The organism is Bacillus sp. FSL L8-0528 (assembly GCF_038593085.1).
GTDB lineage: Bacteria > Bacillota > Bacilli > Bacillales > Bacillaceae > Bacillus > Bacillus paralicheniformis.
This window is the reverse complement of the sequence record NZ_CP151961.1, coordinates 758,221-775,575: the sequence shown is the minus strand read 5'-3', so window position 1 is coordinate 775,575 and position 17,355 is coordinate 758,221. Positions and strand designations below refer to the sequence as shown.

General features: G+C 44.1%; 15 protein-coding genes and 1 pseudogene. 2 read left to right on the top strand and 14 right to left on the bottom strand.

Translation table 11 applies throughout. The annotated features are described in order from the left end of the window. The first annotated feature begins 32 nt into the window (after positions 1-32). A complete protein-coding gene (locus MHI30_RS03850) occupies positions 33-947 on the top strand; it encodes a LysR family transcriptional regulator (RefSeq protein WP_075755013.1) in 915 nt (304 codons plus the stop codon). Positions 948-976: 29 nt separating this feature from the next. On the opposite strand, the gene MHI30_RS03845 is transcribed toward MHI30_RS03850, so the two are convergent. The 14 genes and pseudogenes from MHI30_RS03845 to MHI30_RS03780 all read right to left on the bottom strand — a co-directional run. Next, positions 977-2,866 carry an ABC-F family ATP-binding cassette domain-containing protein gene (locus tag MHI30_RS03845; RefSeq protein WP_075755011.1) on the bottom strand — a complete coding sequence of 630 codons (1,890 nt, stop codon included), beginning with the start codon at positions 2,864-2,866 and terminating at the stop codon, positions 977-979. A gap of 84 nt (positions 2,867-2,950) precedes the next feature. Beyond that, complete coding sequence (locus MHI30_RS03840) at positions 2,951-4,375, bottom strand: DASS family sodium-coupled anion symporter (protein ID WP_075755009.1); 1,425 nt, start codon at positions 4,373-4,375, stop codon at positions 2,951-2,953. 146 nt (positions 4,376-4,521) lie between these two features. Beyond that, positions 4,522-5,373 (bottom strand): methyl-accepting chemotaxis protein, encoded by an 852-nt coding sequence (locus MHI30_RS03835; protein WP_075755364.1) that lies wholly within the window; start codon positions 5,371-5,373, stop codon positions 4,522-4,524. Positions 5,374-5,389: 16 nt separating this feature from the next. Beyond that, entirely contained in the window at positions 5,390-6,847 is a 1,458-nt protein-coding gene (locus MHI30_RS03830; protein WP_061578645.1) for an aldehyde dehydrogenase family protein, read from the bottom strand. Between the two features lie 158 nt (positions 6,848-7,005). Next, positions 7,006-7,329 carry a DUF2178 domain-containing protein gene (locus tag MHI30_RS03825; RefSeq protein WP_240931694.1) on the bottom strand — a complete coding sequence of 108 codons (324 nt, stop codon included), beginning with the start codon at positions 7,327-7,329 and terminating at the stop codon, positions 7,006-7,008. Further along, positions 7,313-7,522: a helix-turn-helix transcriptional regulator gene (locus MHI30_RS03820; RefSeq protein ID WP_003179660.1), complete on the bottom strand. Its 210-nt coding sequence runs from the start codon at positions 7,520-7,522 to the stop codon at positions 7,313-7,315. Before MHI30_RS03820 ends, MHI30_RS03825 begins: the two co-directional genes overlap by 17 nt. 144 nt (positions 7,523-7,666) lie before the next feature. After that, positions 7,667-8,386, bottom strand: a complete 720-nt coding sequence (locus MHI30_RS03815) for a YebC/PmpR family DNA-binding transcriptional regulator (protein ID WP_075755362.1) — start codon at positions 8,384-8,386, stop codon at positions 7,667-7,669. Between the two features lie 397 nt (positions 8,387-8,783). Then, the gene (locus MHI30_RS03810) at positions 8,784-9,542 is read right to left on the bottom strand and encodes a methyltransferase domain-containing protein (protein ID WP_075755358.1); all 759 of its coding nucleotides are present in this window, start codon (positions 9,540-9,542) and stop codon (positions 8,784-8,786) included. A gap of 164 nt (positions 9,543-9,706) precedes the next feature. Then, positions 9,707-9,829, bottom strand: coding sequence for a PhrK family phosphatase-inhibitory pheromone (locus MHI30_RS03805; protein ID WP_011197633.1), 123 nt, complete (start codon positions 9,827-9,829; stop codon positions 9,707-9,709). Next, the gene (locus tag MHI30_RS03800; protein WP_075755356.1) at positions 9,826-10,938 is read right to left on the bottom strand and encodes a Rap family tetratricopeptide repeat protein; all 1,113 of its coding nucleotides are present in this window, start codon (positions 10,936-10,938) and stop codon (positions 9,826-9,828) included. Before MHI30_RS03800 ends, MHI30_RS03805 begins: the two co-directional genes overlap by 4 nt. Positions 10,939-11,212: 274 nt before the next feature. Beyond that, positions 11,213-12,061 (bottom strand): PRD domain-containing protein, encoded by an 849-nt coding sequence (locus MHI30_RS03795; RefSeq protein WP_075755354.1) that lies wholly within the window; start codon positions 12,059-12,061, stop codon positions 11,213-11,215. Positions 12,062-12,090: 29 nt separating this feature from the next. Then, entirely contained in the window at positions 12,091-13,557 is a 1,467-nt protein-coding gene (locus MHI30_RS03790; RefSeq protein WP_075755374.1) for a glycoside hydrolase family 1 protein, read from the bottom strand. Between the two features lie 5 nt (positions 13,558-13,562). After that, the gene (locus MHI30_RS03785; protein WP_075755352.1) at positions 13,563-15,428 is read right to left on the bottom strand and encodes a beta-glucoside-specific PTS transporter subunit IIABC; all 1,866 of its coding nucleotides are present in this window, start codon (positions 15,426-15,428) and stop codon (positions 13,563-13,565) included. Positions 15,429-15,913: 485 nt separating this feature from the next. Then, positions 15,914-16,516: pseudogene (locus tag MHI30_RS03780) on the bottom strand (methyltransferase domain-containing protein); the annotation flags it as partial. A 433-nt stretch (positions 16,517-16,949) separates the two neighbouring features. Between MHI30_RS03780 and MHI30_RS03775 the strand changes: the two are divergent. Continuing rightward, positions 16,950-17,165: a hypothetical protein gene (locus tag MHI30_RS03775; RefSeq protein ID WP_075755350.1), complete on the top strand. Its 216-nt coding sequence runs from the start codon at positions 16,950-16,952 to the stop codon at positions 17,163-17,165. Positions 17,166-17,355: the final 190 nt, after the last annotated feature.

The following is a 17,355-nucleotide window of genomic DNA, read 5'->3' as shown; positions in this document are numbered from 1 at the left end:
TTTGATTTTCGATATCAAGGAGATGACAAGCTATGATTGAGCTTTTAGAGGGTAAATTTTTTAAAACCTTCATCGCCGTCATGGAAGAAAAAAACTTCAGCCGCGCCGCTGATCGGCTGGGGTATGTACAGTCGACAGTCACCAGCCATATTCAGCTTTTGGAGCAGGCTTGCGGACAGCGTTTGTTTCACCGGCTGTCAAGAGGTGTGAAGCCGACACCGGCCGGTTTGAAGCTAAGTAAATATGCCTATCAATTTATTCATTTAGGCAGCACCTTGGAAGAAGCGATGAATGAACTGGATCAGCCGCAAGGAACCGTCCGCATCCGCATGCAGGAATCGTTTTTTCTGACGCGCACGTCTCTCCTGATCCGGGATTTTATTAAAGAATATCCAAAGATTAGATTGCAATTGGAAAACGGGTTTCAGCACGATATCGTTCAGCAGGTGCAAAATCATGCCGTCGATTTCGGAATCGTACCGCAAAATCCGAATAGGCCCGACATCCTTTTTACCCCTTTGCTCGAAGAAAAGCTGGTGTTCATCGCTTCCAATGATCTCGCTGAAAAGGTTGAAACTGAGAGCCTTGGCGCTCTTAGTCGTGAAACATTCATCAGCTTCGGCACAAGCTGCGTCTACCACACAAAAGCGGGCAGATTATTGCAAGATGCCGGGATTGAAGGAAACAGCGCCCTGGAGTACCCAAGCATCGCCATGATCAAAGAGGCGGTAAAATGCGGCATCGGCTTTGCCTTCATTCCTGAAATCGCCGTCAAACAAGAACTTGAAGCCAAGCAATTCAAACTGCTGCCTGTGACTGCTCCGATTGTCTCCACCCACGGGCTCATCGTCCATCAAGACAGAGAGCTGAGTCTGGCGGAGTCTTTATTAAAGGAAAAATTAATCGGCTATTTTTATAACGATGCTGAAAAAAGCCCGACAAATTAAAAACTGCCGGGATTTCCCGGCAGCTTCCATTACAATTGTTCCAGCTCCTCGATCATCAGCGACAGCTCGGTCCAACGCTCCATTGCCTCGTCAAGCTCTGCGGCTGTTTGCGCCTGCTCTTCCATCAATGTCTGAATCTTGGCGAAGTCGCTGCCGGCGGCGGCGATTTCCTCTTCAAGCCGTTTATGCTTTTCTTCCAGAGCGGCGATTCTGTCTTCGATGCCGTCCCATTCCAGCTGATCTTTATAAGACAGCTTCTTTCTTTTCTTTTTCTCAGGTTTGGCAGGTTCTGCGGCTTCAGGCGCCGGCTTTTGACGGCTGGTCTCCTTTTGCTTCTCCATATATTCGCTGTATGAACCTTGAAAACGCGAAACGTTTCCGCTGCCTTCAAATACAAGCAGCCTGTCGACGACACGGTCAAGGAAATAGCGGTCATGGGAAACGGTCACGACAACGCCGGGAAACTGTTCCAAATAATCTTCCAGCACTCCGAGCGTCTCGGTATCAAGGTCGTTTGTCGGCTCATCAAGGAACAGGACGTTCGGCTCTTCCATCAGCACTTTCAAAAGATAAAGGCGCCTCTTTTCTCCGCCTGACAGCTTGCGAATCAAGTTGCGCTGCATGCTCCGCGGAAAAAGGAACCTTTCCAGCATCTGCTCAGCTGTGACCACTTGTCCGTCGGCCGTTTTGACGACCTCAGCCGTCTCCTTAATGTATTCGACGACCTGCAGCGCATCGTTCATTTCGCTGTGATCCTGTGTATAGTATCCGATTCTTACAGTCTGGCCGATCGTGATCTGCCCTCCATCAGGCTTGACGCGGCCGGCAAGCGCGTTTAAAAGCGTTGTTTTGCCGATCCCGTTCGGTCCGATGATGCCGATCCGGTCCCCCGGCACAATCAGTTCATCGAATGAACGGACAAGCTGATTGCCGCCGCGGCTGATGTCAACACCTTCAGCTTCAATCACCTGCTTGCCGAGACGGTGGGAGCCGATGGCGAAATCAAGGGAAGAACCGGTTTCAGGCGCATCTTGTTCCTTTAGTTCCTCCACCCGCTGGATTCTTGCTTTTTGTTTTGTCGAACGGGCTTTAGCTCCCCTTCTCAGCCAGGCAAGCTCCCTGCGGAGAAGGTTTTGCCGCTTCGTTTCGCTTTGTTCGACGAGCGCTTCTCTTTCGGCCCGCTTTTCCAAAAACACTCCGTAGTTCCCTTTGTATGTGTATAGGCGCCCGCGATCCAGTTCATAGATCCTGTTTGTCACCCGGTTTAAAAAATAGCGGTCATGGGTGACGAGAACGACCGAGCCCGGGTACCCGCTCAAATAGCCTTCAAGCCATTCGATCGTTTCATTGTCAAGGTGGTTTGTCGGCTCATCCAAAATGAGGAGGTCAGCAGGCTGAATCAATGTTTTTGCGATCGCAACCCGCTTTTTTTGCCCTCCTGATAGCGAGCTCACTTCTTTTGCCACATCCGCGACGCCAAGCTTCGTTAAAATCGTTTTTGCCGCCGTATTCGCGTCCCAGGCGCCGTGTTCGTCCATTTTCCCCTGTGCCGCCAGCAGGTTTTCCTGCTTTTTCGGATCATCAGGCGAAGCATTCAGCTCCTGAAGCGCCTGCTCATACGCCCTCATCGTCCGCATCATCACGGAATCTCCCGAATAAATGTGCTCAAGCACGGTTTCCGGGCCGTCCAAATCAGGATCCTGATCCAAGTACTCGATATGGAGGCTGCCGGGCTTGGTGATATCTCCTTTTTCGGTCGATTCATGGCCTGCGATCACTTTCAGCAAACTGCTTTTTCCCGTTCCGTTCGGTCCGATCAAGCCGATCCGTTCGTTTTCTTCGATATGGAACGATATATGGTCAAATAATGTTTTATCTCCGTAAGTTTTATATAAACCTTCCGCTTTAAAAATGCTCATCTGTCTACCAATCCTAACGTAATGTCATAACCTTATTTTAATGCAGATGATGCGAGAAAACTAGTGAGAGCTTTTTCACGGACATTACAGGAAGACGGCCGGAAGCCAGAAATATACGCTGATCACGATCAAGACGACACCTGCCATATTGAGCCAAAAGCCCGCCCTGACCATATCCTTCATCGTCAGCAGATTGGCGCTGAAGACGGCGGCATTCGGCGGGGTGGAGATCGGGAGCATAAAGGCGCATGATGAAGCAAGCGCAGCTGCCGCCATCAGCCCGTACGGCTCGACCTGAAGCGCGGCGCCAAGGCCGATCGTCATCGGAATCACCATATTGGCGACAGCCGTATTAGACATGATTTCGGTCATAAATAAAATCGCAGCCGTCAAAATAATCAGCACTAATAAGTAAGGGTGGCCTTCCAACAGCTTGAGCTTGCCGCTGATCCACGCCGTCAGATTGGTCGCCGAAAAACCGGCTGCAAGCGACAAGCCGCCTCCAAACAACAGAAGCAGCCCCCATGGCAGTGTCTGCATATCCTTCCATTCCAAAATCCGTTCATCCTCTGTACTCGGAATTAAAAACAGCAAAACCGCTCCGAAAATCGCGATCGCCGTATCTGAAATTTGAAACGGCAGGATGAATTTGAACATCCACAAACATGCGGTCAACAAAAAAACGGCAAAAACCGATTTTTCCTCCCTCGTCATTGCGCCAAGCGCCTTTAAATCATGATCGATAAAATCAGGCTTTTTTCCTTGAAAAGTGCTCACTTTAAATTTTATTTTCGTTAAATAAACATATAAAATGGCAAGAAACAGAACGGAAACCGGGAACCCGAATAAAAACCACTCAAAAAACATAATTTCGTGATTGAGCATCTGTTTGGACATCGCGGCAAAGACCGCATTCGGCACGGAACCGACCAATGTGGCAAGTCCGCCGATCGAAGCCGCATACGCGACAGCCAGCAAAATGCTTTTGCTGAACTTCTGCAGCGATTCGCCTTTTAAAATTTCTTTTTCCTGCACTTCTTTAATAACTGCAAGCGCTACGGGAAGCATCATCAAAGCGGTCGCAGCATTCGAAATCCACATCGATAAAAACGCCGTCGCCGCCATCACGCCGAGCACGATTCGATGGCTTTCAGTCCCGATCCGCTTCAAAATATGCAAGGCCATCCGTTTATGAAGATTCCATTTTTCGATGGCGATCGCAATGATAAATCCCCCCATATACATAAACACAATCGGATCGCCGTATGCTTTGGCCGTCGCTTCCATATCTAAACCGCCCAATGTCGGCAGCAAAATGACTGGCAAGAGCGATGCCGCCGGAATCGGCACGGCTTCCGTAATCCACCAGACTGCCGTCCAAGCTGTAACCGCAAGAACGATCCGCGGCGCGTAAGCCAGCTCAGCTTCCGGTATCAAGCCGAGAATCAGCAAAAAACTGATCGGCCCCAATAACAATCCGGTCAGTTTAGTCGGTGTATATACTCTCATTTACCCCTTCCCCCTTTGAAAGCGATTTCCCATTCATCACTTTCGCTTCGCCCGGGGAAAATTCCTCTAAAAAATTTAAAATAAAATTTTAATAATTGAAAATATGAGAAAATCCCGCCAGTTTTGCCGACGGGCTTGTAAATGTTCTAGTCTTCAAAATGATGTTCCGCCATCTTGGCGAGGTTTTGCGCGTTGCTGCTGATCTCCTGCATGGTGGCGGAAATTTGTTCAACGCCGGCGGCCTGGCCGCTCGTATGTTCATTGATGACTTCGATCGAATGCTCAAGGTCTTTTAATAACGCGTGGATTTTCTTCGTGATTTGGTCAATCTGGCCGACGTTTTCTTTTGAGTGTGTCGCAAGCTTGCGGATTTCGTCGGCGACGACGGAGAACCCTTTTCCTGACTCTCCGGCTCTCGCCGCTTCAATCGCCGCGTTCAGCCCGAGCAGGTTGCTTTGATCTGAAATGCCTTTTACGGTGACTGAAATTTTCTCGATTTCTCCGGCGCTTTCACTGACTTCCTTCGCCTGCTTGGAGATGTCGGACATTTGTCCGGAGAAGCCGCTGACAGATTCGGCGATATCCTGAATGGCCGAAGCCGTCTGCTCGACGATGACCGACAGGCTTTCCGCGACGCGGTGAAGCTGATCCGATTTTTCAAGGCTCGTGCCGAGCCCGACTCCGCCGATAACCCTTCCGTTCTCGTCGTGGAGCGGGATCGCTCTCGCCGCAAGAGGGAAGCCGAACAGCTCCTTAGGCACCATGCTTACTTTCTTTTTGTTTTGGCGGATGGCGTCTGTAATAATATCGCCTTCCTGCAAAGGGTCACCCGCTTTGACATTCAGGGAAAATGTCTTTCCCGGGATGTTGACGATCAGCTTTTCGGTATCGTAAATCCCCACTGTCACATCGTCCTGAATCAGCTGATTCAGGAACGGCGCCACTTTCACAAAAGCATCCAGCAGCGGGTGGATGTCCGTTTTTACTGCTTCATTCATGTATCAAATCCTCCTCTTAATATGGAAAACTCCTTTTTTGGTGCTGGACGGAAATCCATTTTAATGTCGTAAATTCGTCAAGGCTCCACTCTCCGTTCAGCCTTCCGATCCCCGATTGCTTTTCACCGCCGAAAGCGACATGCGGCTCATCGTTGATCGTCGTGTCATTGACATGGATCATGCCCGTCTCGATTTGCTTTGCGATGGCAACGCCGCTCTCCACATTTCCCGTGTGTACGGCTCCGCTCAGTCCGAAAGGCGTGTCATTCGCGATCTCAACCGCGTCTGCTTCGGTCTCAAACGGCATGACGCATACAACCGGACCGAACAGCTCTTCCTTGGCGACAGACATATCAGGCGTGACATCCGCAAGAATCGTCGGCTCGACGAGATTGCCTTTAATATCGCCTTTCAGAAGCGGTGTGGCGCCTTCTTCGATGCCTTTTTCAATCGATTTTCTTAAATGTTCAGCTTGGCGTTCATTAATAACAGGGCCGATAACGGTTTCAGGGTCCAGCGGATCGCCCGTTTTAAGCCCGGATACTTTTTGGCTGAACAGCTTTAAAAATTCCGGATACACTTCTTTTTGAACAAGAATCCGGTTGGCCGACATGCAGATTTGCCCTTGATGTGTGAAGCGGCTGAAAGTCGCGGCATTGACGGCGTATTCCAAATCGGCATCCTCGAGAACGATCAAGGCGCTGTTTCCGCCGAGTTCAAGCAGCGGTTTTTTGAAATGTTTGATCGCCAGCTGCCCGATATAGCTGCCGACCTTCGTTGAACCGGTAAACGAGATGATTCGCGGAATCGGATGCTCAACAAAGCTGTCGCCGATTTCCCCGATATCTGTAACGACGACATTCAGCAGTCCCTTCGGAAGACCGGCTTCTTCAAAAATCTTTGCAATCAGCGTGCCGCCGCAAATCGGTGTTTCTTCATGCGGCTTTAAAACAACGCCGTTCCCGGCGCCAAGCGCAGGCGCAACCGATTTTACAGATAAAAAGAACGGAAAGTTGAACGGACTGATGACGCCGACCACTCCCGCCGGAATGCGGTATATCCGATTTTCTTTCCCATCAACCGGTGAAGGGAGAATTTTTCCTTCCATTTTGAGCGGGAAACCTGCCGCTTCTTTGATCATATTGACGACAAGATCGATTTCAAAAGCCGCTTTCAGCCGTGTTCCGCCAAGTTCCTCCATAATGAGGTACACGATCGCTTCTTTATTGTCTTCAATATAAGCCGCGGCTTTTTCTAAAATCGCCCTTTTTTCATAGGGATTGACGTTATCCCATTTCTTTTTCGCCTCAAGCGCAGCTTTGTACGCCGCATCGACATCCTCCCGCGTCGCTTTCCGAAAAGAGGTAATCGTTTTATGGGTAAAAGGATTCAGATCGTCCAAGACGCTTTCACTTTGGCCGACTCTCCATTCCCCTCCTATGTATTGACGGTTGAGGTCAGTCATTTGAATCATTCAGTCCATCTCCTATCAAACAGTTTTGGGAAAAGTTAGACTACATCTTATGTATCGGCAGTCTTTCAAGAAAATTCAATCTTATGAGTCTTTTGGATATAAAAAAAGATTTTACCGATAAATCGGTAAAATCCGGATGCAAGGGGAACAGCACCATCTTAGTTTTTCTGCGCAAGGTAAACGGTTGTGATCAGCATTGATAAACATTGCAGGATATATAAACCTGTTATTAAGAAAAATGAAAAGGAAATCCCTTGGAAAATAATCACCAATGCCCAGACAATTAAAATAGCCGCCATTGTAATGTTCCAGGAAAGCGCCTTAGCCTGATAATTAATTTTCTGCTGGCGTTCATCGAACAGCCTCTCTTTTTTGCCAATCCTTCTGTTCACACTGTAAATCATTGCGATCCCGAGCACGCCTATTCCTAAACCTGCTAAAGCGATCAGTGTGTTTGTCATCGTTTCAGTCAATATTTTCATCCCCCTCAAAAATAAATAAATCTTCAATCAGACATTCAAAAATTTGAGCCAGTTTATGCGCCAGAACGAGTGAAGGTTTATATTTTCCCTTTTCAAGGGAAATCACCGTTTGCCTCGACACATTAAGCCTTTTAGCCAGTTCTTCTTGTGTCATGTTCAGCGAAGTGCGCTTTTCCTTTATTAACGTTTTCATCTTTCCTCCATTGGAATGTAAAGTTTACTATACGTAAAGTATACTTAACAAAAAATTGGGTGTCAAATTAACTTTACAAATAAAAAAAGATAGACAAAACAGACTTTCGCCTGTTCATCTATCTTTTTACTTCACGATTTCTTTTTACGCCCCTAAATCGACATTATGGTAAACTTGCTGAACGTCTTCCAAATCTTCCAGCGCGTCAATCAGCTTTTCAAACTGTGCGCGCGCATCCTCTGGAAGGGCGACGTCATTTTGCGCGAGCATGGTCAGCTCGGCCACCGTGAACTCTGTGATGCCGGCGTTTTGCAGCGCCTCCTGTACGGCGTGGAACTGATCGGGTTCGGCATAGACGATCACCGCATCGTCTTCTTCTAAAATATCACGGACATCAATATCCGCTTCCATCAATAATTCGAGCGTCTCATCAGCCGTTTTGCCTTCAAAGCCGATGACGGCCGTCGGATCAAACATGTAAGCGACAGATCCGCTCACACCCATGTTTCCGCCGTTTTTGCCAAATGTGGAGCGCACATCGGCAGCCGTGCGGTTGACGTTGTTTGTCAACGCATCGACGATCACCATCGCTCCGTTCGGACCGAAACCTTCATAACGCAGCTCGTCGTAATTTTCCTCAGAGCCGCCCTTCGCTTTTTCGATCGCCCTCTCAATAATCGCTTTCGGGACATTGTATGTTTTGGCGCGCTCAAGCACGAATTTCAGCGACTGGTTCAGTTCGGGATCGGGCTCTCCCTGCTTTGCCGCCACATAGATTTCGCGGCCGAACTTGGCGTAGATTCGGCTTGTATTCGCATCCTTGGACGCTTTCTTCTCTTTTATATTGTTCCATTTACGGCCCATGATGTAACCACTCTCTTTCAACATTGAATCTTTCATTCACAAAATCTATTATACCGCAGGGCCGGGCGATTTCATCAAATTGATGCATCGAATTTACGACATTTTTTTGGAAATCCGCCCTAAGACGCGAGTTCCGCTGCCTTTCTTTACAACCGTGACAAAGATTCCGGCAATCACAAACACGATTCCGGACAAATGAACGAATGCAATAAAAAGCAAGCACCATAACAATCAACGCATAATAGACTCAGCCGCACTATCGAGAAAATAATTGGTAACAGTTTGGGATGACATCGCTTTTCCTCCTGATGTATGGATAAATAACTGGCTTTACGAAAAAAAGGATGCCACCATATAATATGAGACACCCTTCTTAGGCACAATCTTTGATCAAAATCTAAATCGCTTCCGCTAAAATCATAAACCGGTACTGTGTAACGTCAAAATAACCCTTTTCTTTAATCATTTTATGAATCGCATACAATTCATCCTTGTATTGATTCACTTCAAAACCGGGCGCCTGCCAGGGAATGGCTTTCAAATAATAGACCAGAGCCCCAATATCATAAAACCTTTGAACCGGACACTCTTCCCTGCTTTTTAAAATCTTAAAATCATGCATTTCTATTTCTTTTAACGCTTTTTCCAAGTTCCAATCCTTAAATTCTTCATTTAGCGGCACACCAAGTTTTTCATTTATTTCTTCGCAATCATGCCCGCCAACTTGCTGAGTGAAGAACAGTCCTCCTTTTGAAAGGATTCTCCTCACCTCTTGTGCTGAATATGATTCGTGTTTATTGATGATCAGGTCAAATTGGCCAGATTCAAATGGAAGAGCTTCATCATCATCAATTTGAACGACCTGAACCCCTAAAGGCGTCAATCGTTCCGTTGCGATTGGCACATTTGGCAAATAACATTCCGTAGCGTATGCTGACGAAGGAAACGGCCCCAATTTCGATAAAAACTCTCCGCCGCCTGTCCCCATATCGAGCATGGATTTGGAATCTTGTATAAGAGACAGAGCCATGCTTCCGTATGACCATGAAAGCAGGTCGCTTTTCATTCTTCCCGTTTCATCAATGAAAGAAAAATCCCAGCCGCTGAAAGGCTTATCTGCGTGTTTTAAATATGAAAGAAATGTTTTGTCATTCATGATATTCCCCTCCAATTTTGAAGTTTAAATATGTTTTAAACGATTGGAGGGCCTCTCGCGAATATGGAAGGTTTTTATATATCATGCTCTTGCAGATTCACTGTCATCGCACCCCATTTCATGGCTTTAAAAAAGAAGCCCTGTAAAAAGGACTTCAGCGAACATTAACCCCCAACCGGCAGCTCAGCTGTTTGAACGCCGCCTGACGCCTGATTGTGGCTTTGGGATAAAGCTGCTCCGCCTAAGACCATAGCAGTTAACGACAAGCAAAGAATCAATTTTTTCATGACAATACCTCACTCCCTAATGATCTCATTTTGTTTTCGGCTTTCATGAATATTTTAACAAATTCCAGCGCTTCCTTGAAATCTCCTTTTTTCTCGAAATAGCTTGAGATGAGCAATGAAAGGTCACAGACACCGTCTAAATCATTCATCTCGTCCAAGGAATCGATGTCGTCTTTGATGCTTTTGACGTTTTCATGGCAATACAGCTCATAAATAATATTTATTTTCTTTTCATAATGCTTATTCCCGTTTTTCTTTAATTCCTCCTGTCCTTTTTTATAATAGAACAGGGCCGCTTCTGTTTCGCCGATTTTGAAAAACTCTCTGATCAGCATGTAAAGCGAGTTGATATAGTAGCTTGACTCGCACCATGCGGGGTTGCTCAAAGCATGCTGGACGGCGAGAATGCATTCCTGAGACCGGCCGGAATTGGAATACAGAATGCTGATATTGTGGTGAAGCATCGCTTCTAAAAACGAATCGTCAATCTTTTTGGAAATTTCAATCGATTCTTCAAAGTACTTCTCCGCATCTTGAAAGCGCTGCATCTGCATGTAATTTGTCCCCATCACAACCTGGGAAATCGCCAGCTTTTTTTCGTACCCGCCATGCATTTTGTAAATATTCATCGCGTCTCTCGCATAATTGAGAGAAACCGCATTTTGCCGGAGAGACATATACAGCCAGGACACTTTAAAATAAAACTCGGCCGCTTCGATCTGATCGGGCACCTTTGCTAGTTTTTTCTCGGCAACCTTGTACAGGCTGATCGCTCGCTCAACATTCTTGTTGTACGCTTCATGCATCGCCTCAAAAAAGTAGAAATAATAATCGATCATATGATCCGTCTGCTCCATGCACTCGATCTGCGAATCATTAAAGTAAGACTCCCGCGGCAGCCGCTCTCCCCTCGCATCATAAAGCATCATCCGGTACCGCTCCTCAAGAAGCGAAAAATAAGCCAGCACATTCTGATCCTCTTCCATCTCGGAAAACATCGACTTCGCCTCATCAAAAAGATGCTTTGCCTGCTCAATATCATGCTTTTTAATGGCCAAATGGAATTCGTTCAACACCCCCGCAACCACCTCTGAAGCGACCTTGCTCATGCCGAACCCCCCTCTTTCTCTTTAAGATTGTTCTCTATCTGTAAAATGATCTTATCACATGTGTAAATTTTTGTAATGACCTTTTGTCAATTAGTGTTATGTTTTTGTCAACAATTCGATATGAGACCTTTCTCGATTGAGGAAAAAGCCTTTTGCTATCAATTTTAACTGTTGGTATAGATCAATCAACACATCTGGCCTATAAACAGAAGCGCTCCTTCTTTTTCCAAAAACAAGAAACCACTCGCCTTCCAAAGAGGCAAGTGGTTCTAGTTTATTTTAATTGTTGATAAGAAATCAATCGATGAATATGAACAGCCAAGTAAGTTAGTTCATCGTTCGGAATGACGATTCCGTGTACCTGTTTGATATAATCCTTGATTTTGAAAGCTACATCCATTGCTTGCGGATATAAATTAGCAATTTGCTCAAACAATTCATTCTCCTGATCTGCCAGCAATTTATCAGCGTAAAATCTTTCAACGAAAAATTTAACGTGTGTGATAAATCGGCTGTAATGAATATTTTCTTGATCCCATTTCATATTTAATGTGTAACGGACAAGATTGACAATGCTCCCGATCATTTTTGCATACTTCATTCCATTTTTTGATTCTGTTTCTTCTCCTAATGCATTAATTAAGTGGAACGCAATATTTGCCGCTTCCTCTTTCGGCAATTGGATCCCGAGTGTTTCATTGATGAGCTGCAGCGCATAATTCCCTGCCTCAAACTCTTCTGTATAGTAGTTTTTAATTTCCCAGTAGACGCGATTCGTAATATTGATGTTCTTTTTATAACGCTCTACTGCAAAATTCAAGTGATCCATTAATGTGAAGTATACACCGGAATTTAGCTTTGTTTTTAATTTTTCTTCTGCATAATGAACAATTTGCTGTGTTAATTCAATAAATTCTTGCGGTATTGAATCCAACAGTTGGAGAAATTCCTTTGCCTTCATATTGTCTACTGGCATAAACACTTGATCAGCCTGTTTTTCTTCAATCATATTCCCAGGTTTTCGTCCGTAACCGATGCCCCTGCCGCATAAAACCATCTCCTGTCGGTTCTGATCTTCAGCCAGTACCACACTCGAGTTTAAAACTTTTTTTATTTTAAACATCGCCATCACCTTTTCATGAATGCGGTTTTTTAGTCTAATACTTCTCCATTTGACTCGATCACTTTCTTATACCAGTAGAATGAATCTTTACGTGAGCGCTTCAATGTGCCGTTGCCATCGTCATCTTGATCAACATAGATAAACCCATATCGTTTGGACATTTGAGATGTTCCCGCACTAATAATGTCAATGGATCCCCAGCTCGTATATCCAAAGAGATCAACACCTTCTTCAATGGCTTCTTTCATCTGACGGAAATGTTCTCTGAAATAGTTAATGCGATAATCGTCATGGATCGATCCATCGCTTTCAACAACATCTTTCGCACCCATGCCGTTCTCCACAATAATAAGAGGTTTTTGATAGCGATCATACAATTCAATGAGCGAAATTTTTAAACCGACCGGATCGATTTGCCAACCCCAATCTGTTGCAGGCAAATATGGATTTTTCACACCGCGAATTGTATTGCCATCTGTTTTTTCCAGCCCTTCCTGTGCAGATTCTGTCAGGGACATATAGTAACTAAATGAAATGAAGTCTACCGTATGTTCTTTCAAAATGGCAAGATCGTCCGCTTCCATCTTAATATTGATATTTTTTCGTTCCAGCATGCGTTTGATCAATGGCGGATATTCGCCAAACACTTGAACATCTGCATAGAAATAGTTATCAAGGTTTTGCTTCAGTGCGCGTTCAACATCATTCGGATGACAAGTGTGCGGGTATGTCGTGAGTTTCGTTAGCATACATCCCACCTGACTGCCGGGAATGATGCGATGACAATCTGCAGTCACAAGAGCGGATGCCACAAATTGATGGTGCAATGCTTGATAAACCGTTTCCTCTATTTTTCCTTCAGGACAGCGGTCAGGAATGATTCCCGCTGTAATGAAAGAATGGCGATGTATACTGTCTATTTCATTAAAGGTAAGCCAATATTTCACAACATCTTTATAGCGTTCAAAACACACATTGGCGAATTTCACAAAGAGGTCGATCACTTTTCTTTCAACCCATCCGTTGTATTTCACACTAAGTGCTAATGGCATTTCATAATGTGATAGAGTCACGATCGGTTCAATGTTATGTTTTTTCATTTCTTGAAACAGACGGTCATAAAACTGAAGGCCTTTCTCGTTCGGCTCAGCTTCTTCCCCTGTCGGGAAAATTCGGCTCCATGCAATCGATATACGCAATGTTTTAAAGCCCATTTCTGCAAAGAGAGCCAAATCTTCTTTATAGTGATGATAAAAGTCAATGCCTCTGCGCTTCGGATATTTTTTTACGTCCGGGTCTTTCATTGCGCGTTCAATGTTTTCAGAAGTAACAGCAAGATGTCCTTCGTAATCTTCTACACTCAAATTCGAACGGTACATGGCAATATCTGCAACAGACGGTCCTTTTCCATCAACATTCCAAGCGCCTTCTGCCTGGTTTGCGGCAATCGCACCGCCCCATAAAAAACCTTTCGGAAATCCTTTTGTCTTTGTCATCATGATTACCCTCCTAATTGTGTAACAACCATCAACGTATCTTGACGATTGACCTCTTTTAATTGCGTTACTTTTATATCATATTGATCCGTATTCGTAATAACTGCTAGTGTAACTGGATCATAACCTGCTTCTTTAATTTTTTCCACGTCAAATTGAATGAGCAGATCACCTGCTTTGACTTGATCCCCTGCTTGCACCAATGGTTTAAAGAACTTGCCCTCTAGCTGAACGGTGTCAATCCCAATATGGAAAAGAACCTCAACTCCGTTTGCTGTTTTCATGCCGAGCGCATGGTTTGTTTCAAAGAGAAGGGAAATCTCGCCATCTACCGGTGCATATAGTTCACCCTTTGAAGGAATAATGGCAATTCCCTCTCCCATTACCTTTGAAGAAAATATGTCATCTTCTACATCAGATAGTGAAATCATTTGACCGATGACTGGACTTTTGAATGTCTCATCTGCGCCAAGTTTTTCAGCGAAAACACCTTGCTCTGCTGCTTTTTCCGTTTCTTCTGTCTTTCGATCTCTTCCTAAAATAAAGGCAGCAGCAAAAGCAACAACAAATGAGATGCCAAAACCGATAACTGCAAACATAAAGTTGCGTGGAAGCTCGTCAGATATGAACATCGACATACTTGCAAGACCAGGTCCAACAAGAACAAACGCTTGAAGTCCGACAAGTCCAATGAAGATACCGCCGATGAAAGAACCGATCATGACACTGCTAAGCACACGTTTATTTTGCAGTGTCACCCCGTATAATGCCGGTTCGGTAATGCCAAAGAATGCGGAAATCCCTGCAGAAATGGCAGTTGAACGAAGCACTTTATCTTTTGTACGAAGGGCAATTGCGAAACACGCCCCGCTTTCGGCGAGATTGTGTGCAAGTGATGCAGGCAAGTAAAGTGCTTCTTTTCCGAGATTGCCCATTGTTGTTACAGCGTAAGGCACCATCGCTTTGTGCATCCCTGATGCGACCATAAATGGAAGGACTGCTGCCAGGATCGCAACCGCAACCCAGCCCACTTTGTCAAACATAGCAAGGATGATTGCTGTTAAGCCTTGCCCAGCTGTAAAACCGATTGGTCCCAGCAACAGGAGAGTGATCGGAACTGTAATAACCAATGACATCATCGGTACGAAGAAAATTCGAATCGGTTTTGGCGAAATACGAGTAAACCATTTTTCCATCTGTGCATACAAGAGGACAGATAATATCGCCGGAAACACCTGATAGGCATACGCAATATTTTTCAAATCAAATGAAAATAATTGAGCGCCTTCTGTCAGCATAGACGTCATGTTTGGCAGAATAAGAGCGCCGACTGCCGATAATGCAACAAGCGGATTCACTTTTAGCTTATTGGCTGTTGTCACCGCTACCAGCAATGGCAGGAAGTAAAGCGGCGCATCGCCAACCATATTTAATATTTGATACGTTTGCCCTTTGGCATCAATTAATCCGAATAACGAGAAGAGGAGGAGAAACGATTTTAAAATCCCTCCACCCGCAATGGCTGGAACAAGCGGTTGAAAAACGCCAACAATAAAGTCTAAAAGTACAGTCCCCATCTTTCGCTTTTCCTTTGGCTGATTGGAAGACCCATTATGTCCAGAAGATGATCCGCCGAGAAGGCCGGTCAATTTCTCATAGACTTCGATGACATCGTTTCCAATCACAACCTGGCATTGGCCCGACATACGGACAGCGATGACACCTGGTGTTTTCTCAAGTGCCGGTACATCCGCCTTGTTTTGATCAATCAGTGTAAAACGGAGTCGTGTCGAACAATGCTCCAAGTGGGCAATATTCTCTTTACCGCCTACATGCTGCAATACGTCTCTTGCTGTTTGTGTGTAATTCACTGTTTCTCCCCCTTTTCTGAAACATGAGACCTATATTTAGGCAATAAAAAAAGGACCCAAACCGACAAATTAAAAAATTTATCGGTTTTAGATCCTGCCTGCATGACCAGTCACATGTCTAATTTATCAATATTGGATTTGATTAAAGTATATATCGGTTTTATGAAAGCGTCAACATTTATTTTGGTTTTTTTGAAAGAAGGAATTTTTCCTAAGTCTAATGGCCTACAATTATTTCCTAATGGCGATCATATACATCCTCATATGTTTGCTTTAAGTGTTGGATCAGGTCACCATCATGTTACATAGCATCCATGACACCACAGTTGACACGCACCTTTTAAAGAACAAGCGGTCCAGTTCGGAACTGTAATAGATTCATCTTCAAAAATATAAAAAGGCAATGGATACAATGCCGCTGACCGCAATCCATTGCCTAGAAAAGACTCATATATAAATGTGTTGACAATTCGCACAAGAACAGCTTACATCCCTCTCGCTAAAATGATAAAACGGTGCTGTGTTGCATCACAATAACCCTTTTCTGTAATCATTTGGTGAATCGTATATAATTCTTCCTCGTATTGACTCACTTCAAAAACCGGTACTTGCTAGGGAATGGCTTTTAAATAATAGACCAGAGCCCTAATATCATAAAACCTTTGAGTCGGAAACTCTTCTCAACTTTTTAAAATCTTAAAATCATGCTTTTCTATTTTTTTTAACGCTGTTTTCAAGTTCTAATCCTTAAATTCTTCATTTAGCGGCGCGCCAAGTTTTTCATTTATTTTTTGGCAATCAAGCCCGCCGACTTGCTGAGTGAGTCCTCCTTTTGAAAGGATTCTCCTAACCTCTTGAATTGAATATGACTTGTGTTTATTGATGATCAAGTCAAATTGGCCAGATTCAAAAGGAAGAATCTTCATCATTATCAATTTGAACGACCTGAACCTCTAAAGGCGTCAATCGTTCCTTTGCCACTGGCACATTAGGGAAATAACATTCAGTAGCATATGCTGACGAAGGAAGCGGTCCCAATTTGGATAAAAATTCTCCGCCTCCTGTCCCCATATCGAGTATGATTTGGAATGGTGAAAAAGAGAAATAGCCATGCTTCCATATTATATTAATAACCCAAGGAGCTAATTAAATATGCACAAGTAATTTGATGATTATCCAGAAATCGTTAATGTTTCTGATATCCAAACAATACTTGGAATTGGAAGAAAATAAGCATATGAACTTGTTCATTCCGGCAGATTTCATGTGATCAATATCTGAAAGCGGATCAAAGTATCAAAAAATGTATTACTTCATTGGATTGAAGGAAGATTCAGTAATGACAAAACAAACTAAATTGGTTAAATGCGGATCAACAATATTTGTATACGATTAGGATTTGAACAGGATCCTATTAATGGACATATTACTGATTTGCAAAGGCTAATTTTAATTAATTTTGTTGATGAAAGATTATTGGTAGCATTTAATCTAAAAATACACTTATAAGAATCTGAAGATGTGCAAAACAGATTAAGGCATTTTATTTACCAGATTCAAAAAGCTAGTGGACAATCTGATGTCAAATACTTAGCCGTATTAGATCTCCCTAGTAAAAAGAGTGCTTCCAATATTAATTTAAACCTTATCACGGATATTGAAATTGGTAAGTTAACAATGGCTTTAGATGGAGATCTTTCAGATGAGGAGGAAGGTGAGTATTTTAAAAAAATGTGAAAAACCAAGTATTTATTGACGTATACACACGAGAGGAATTCTTAAAAATATTTTCTTCTATTTATTATAATAACTGACAAACAATGTTGTTTCCAAGGACTCTGCCGTACTTTTTCAAAGCAAACTCAAAAAACCTGTTGTTAAATGGAATGACAATGCAGAGGAGTTCATAAGGAATCAAGGCGGGCTT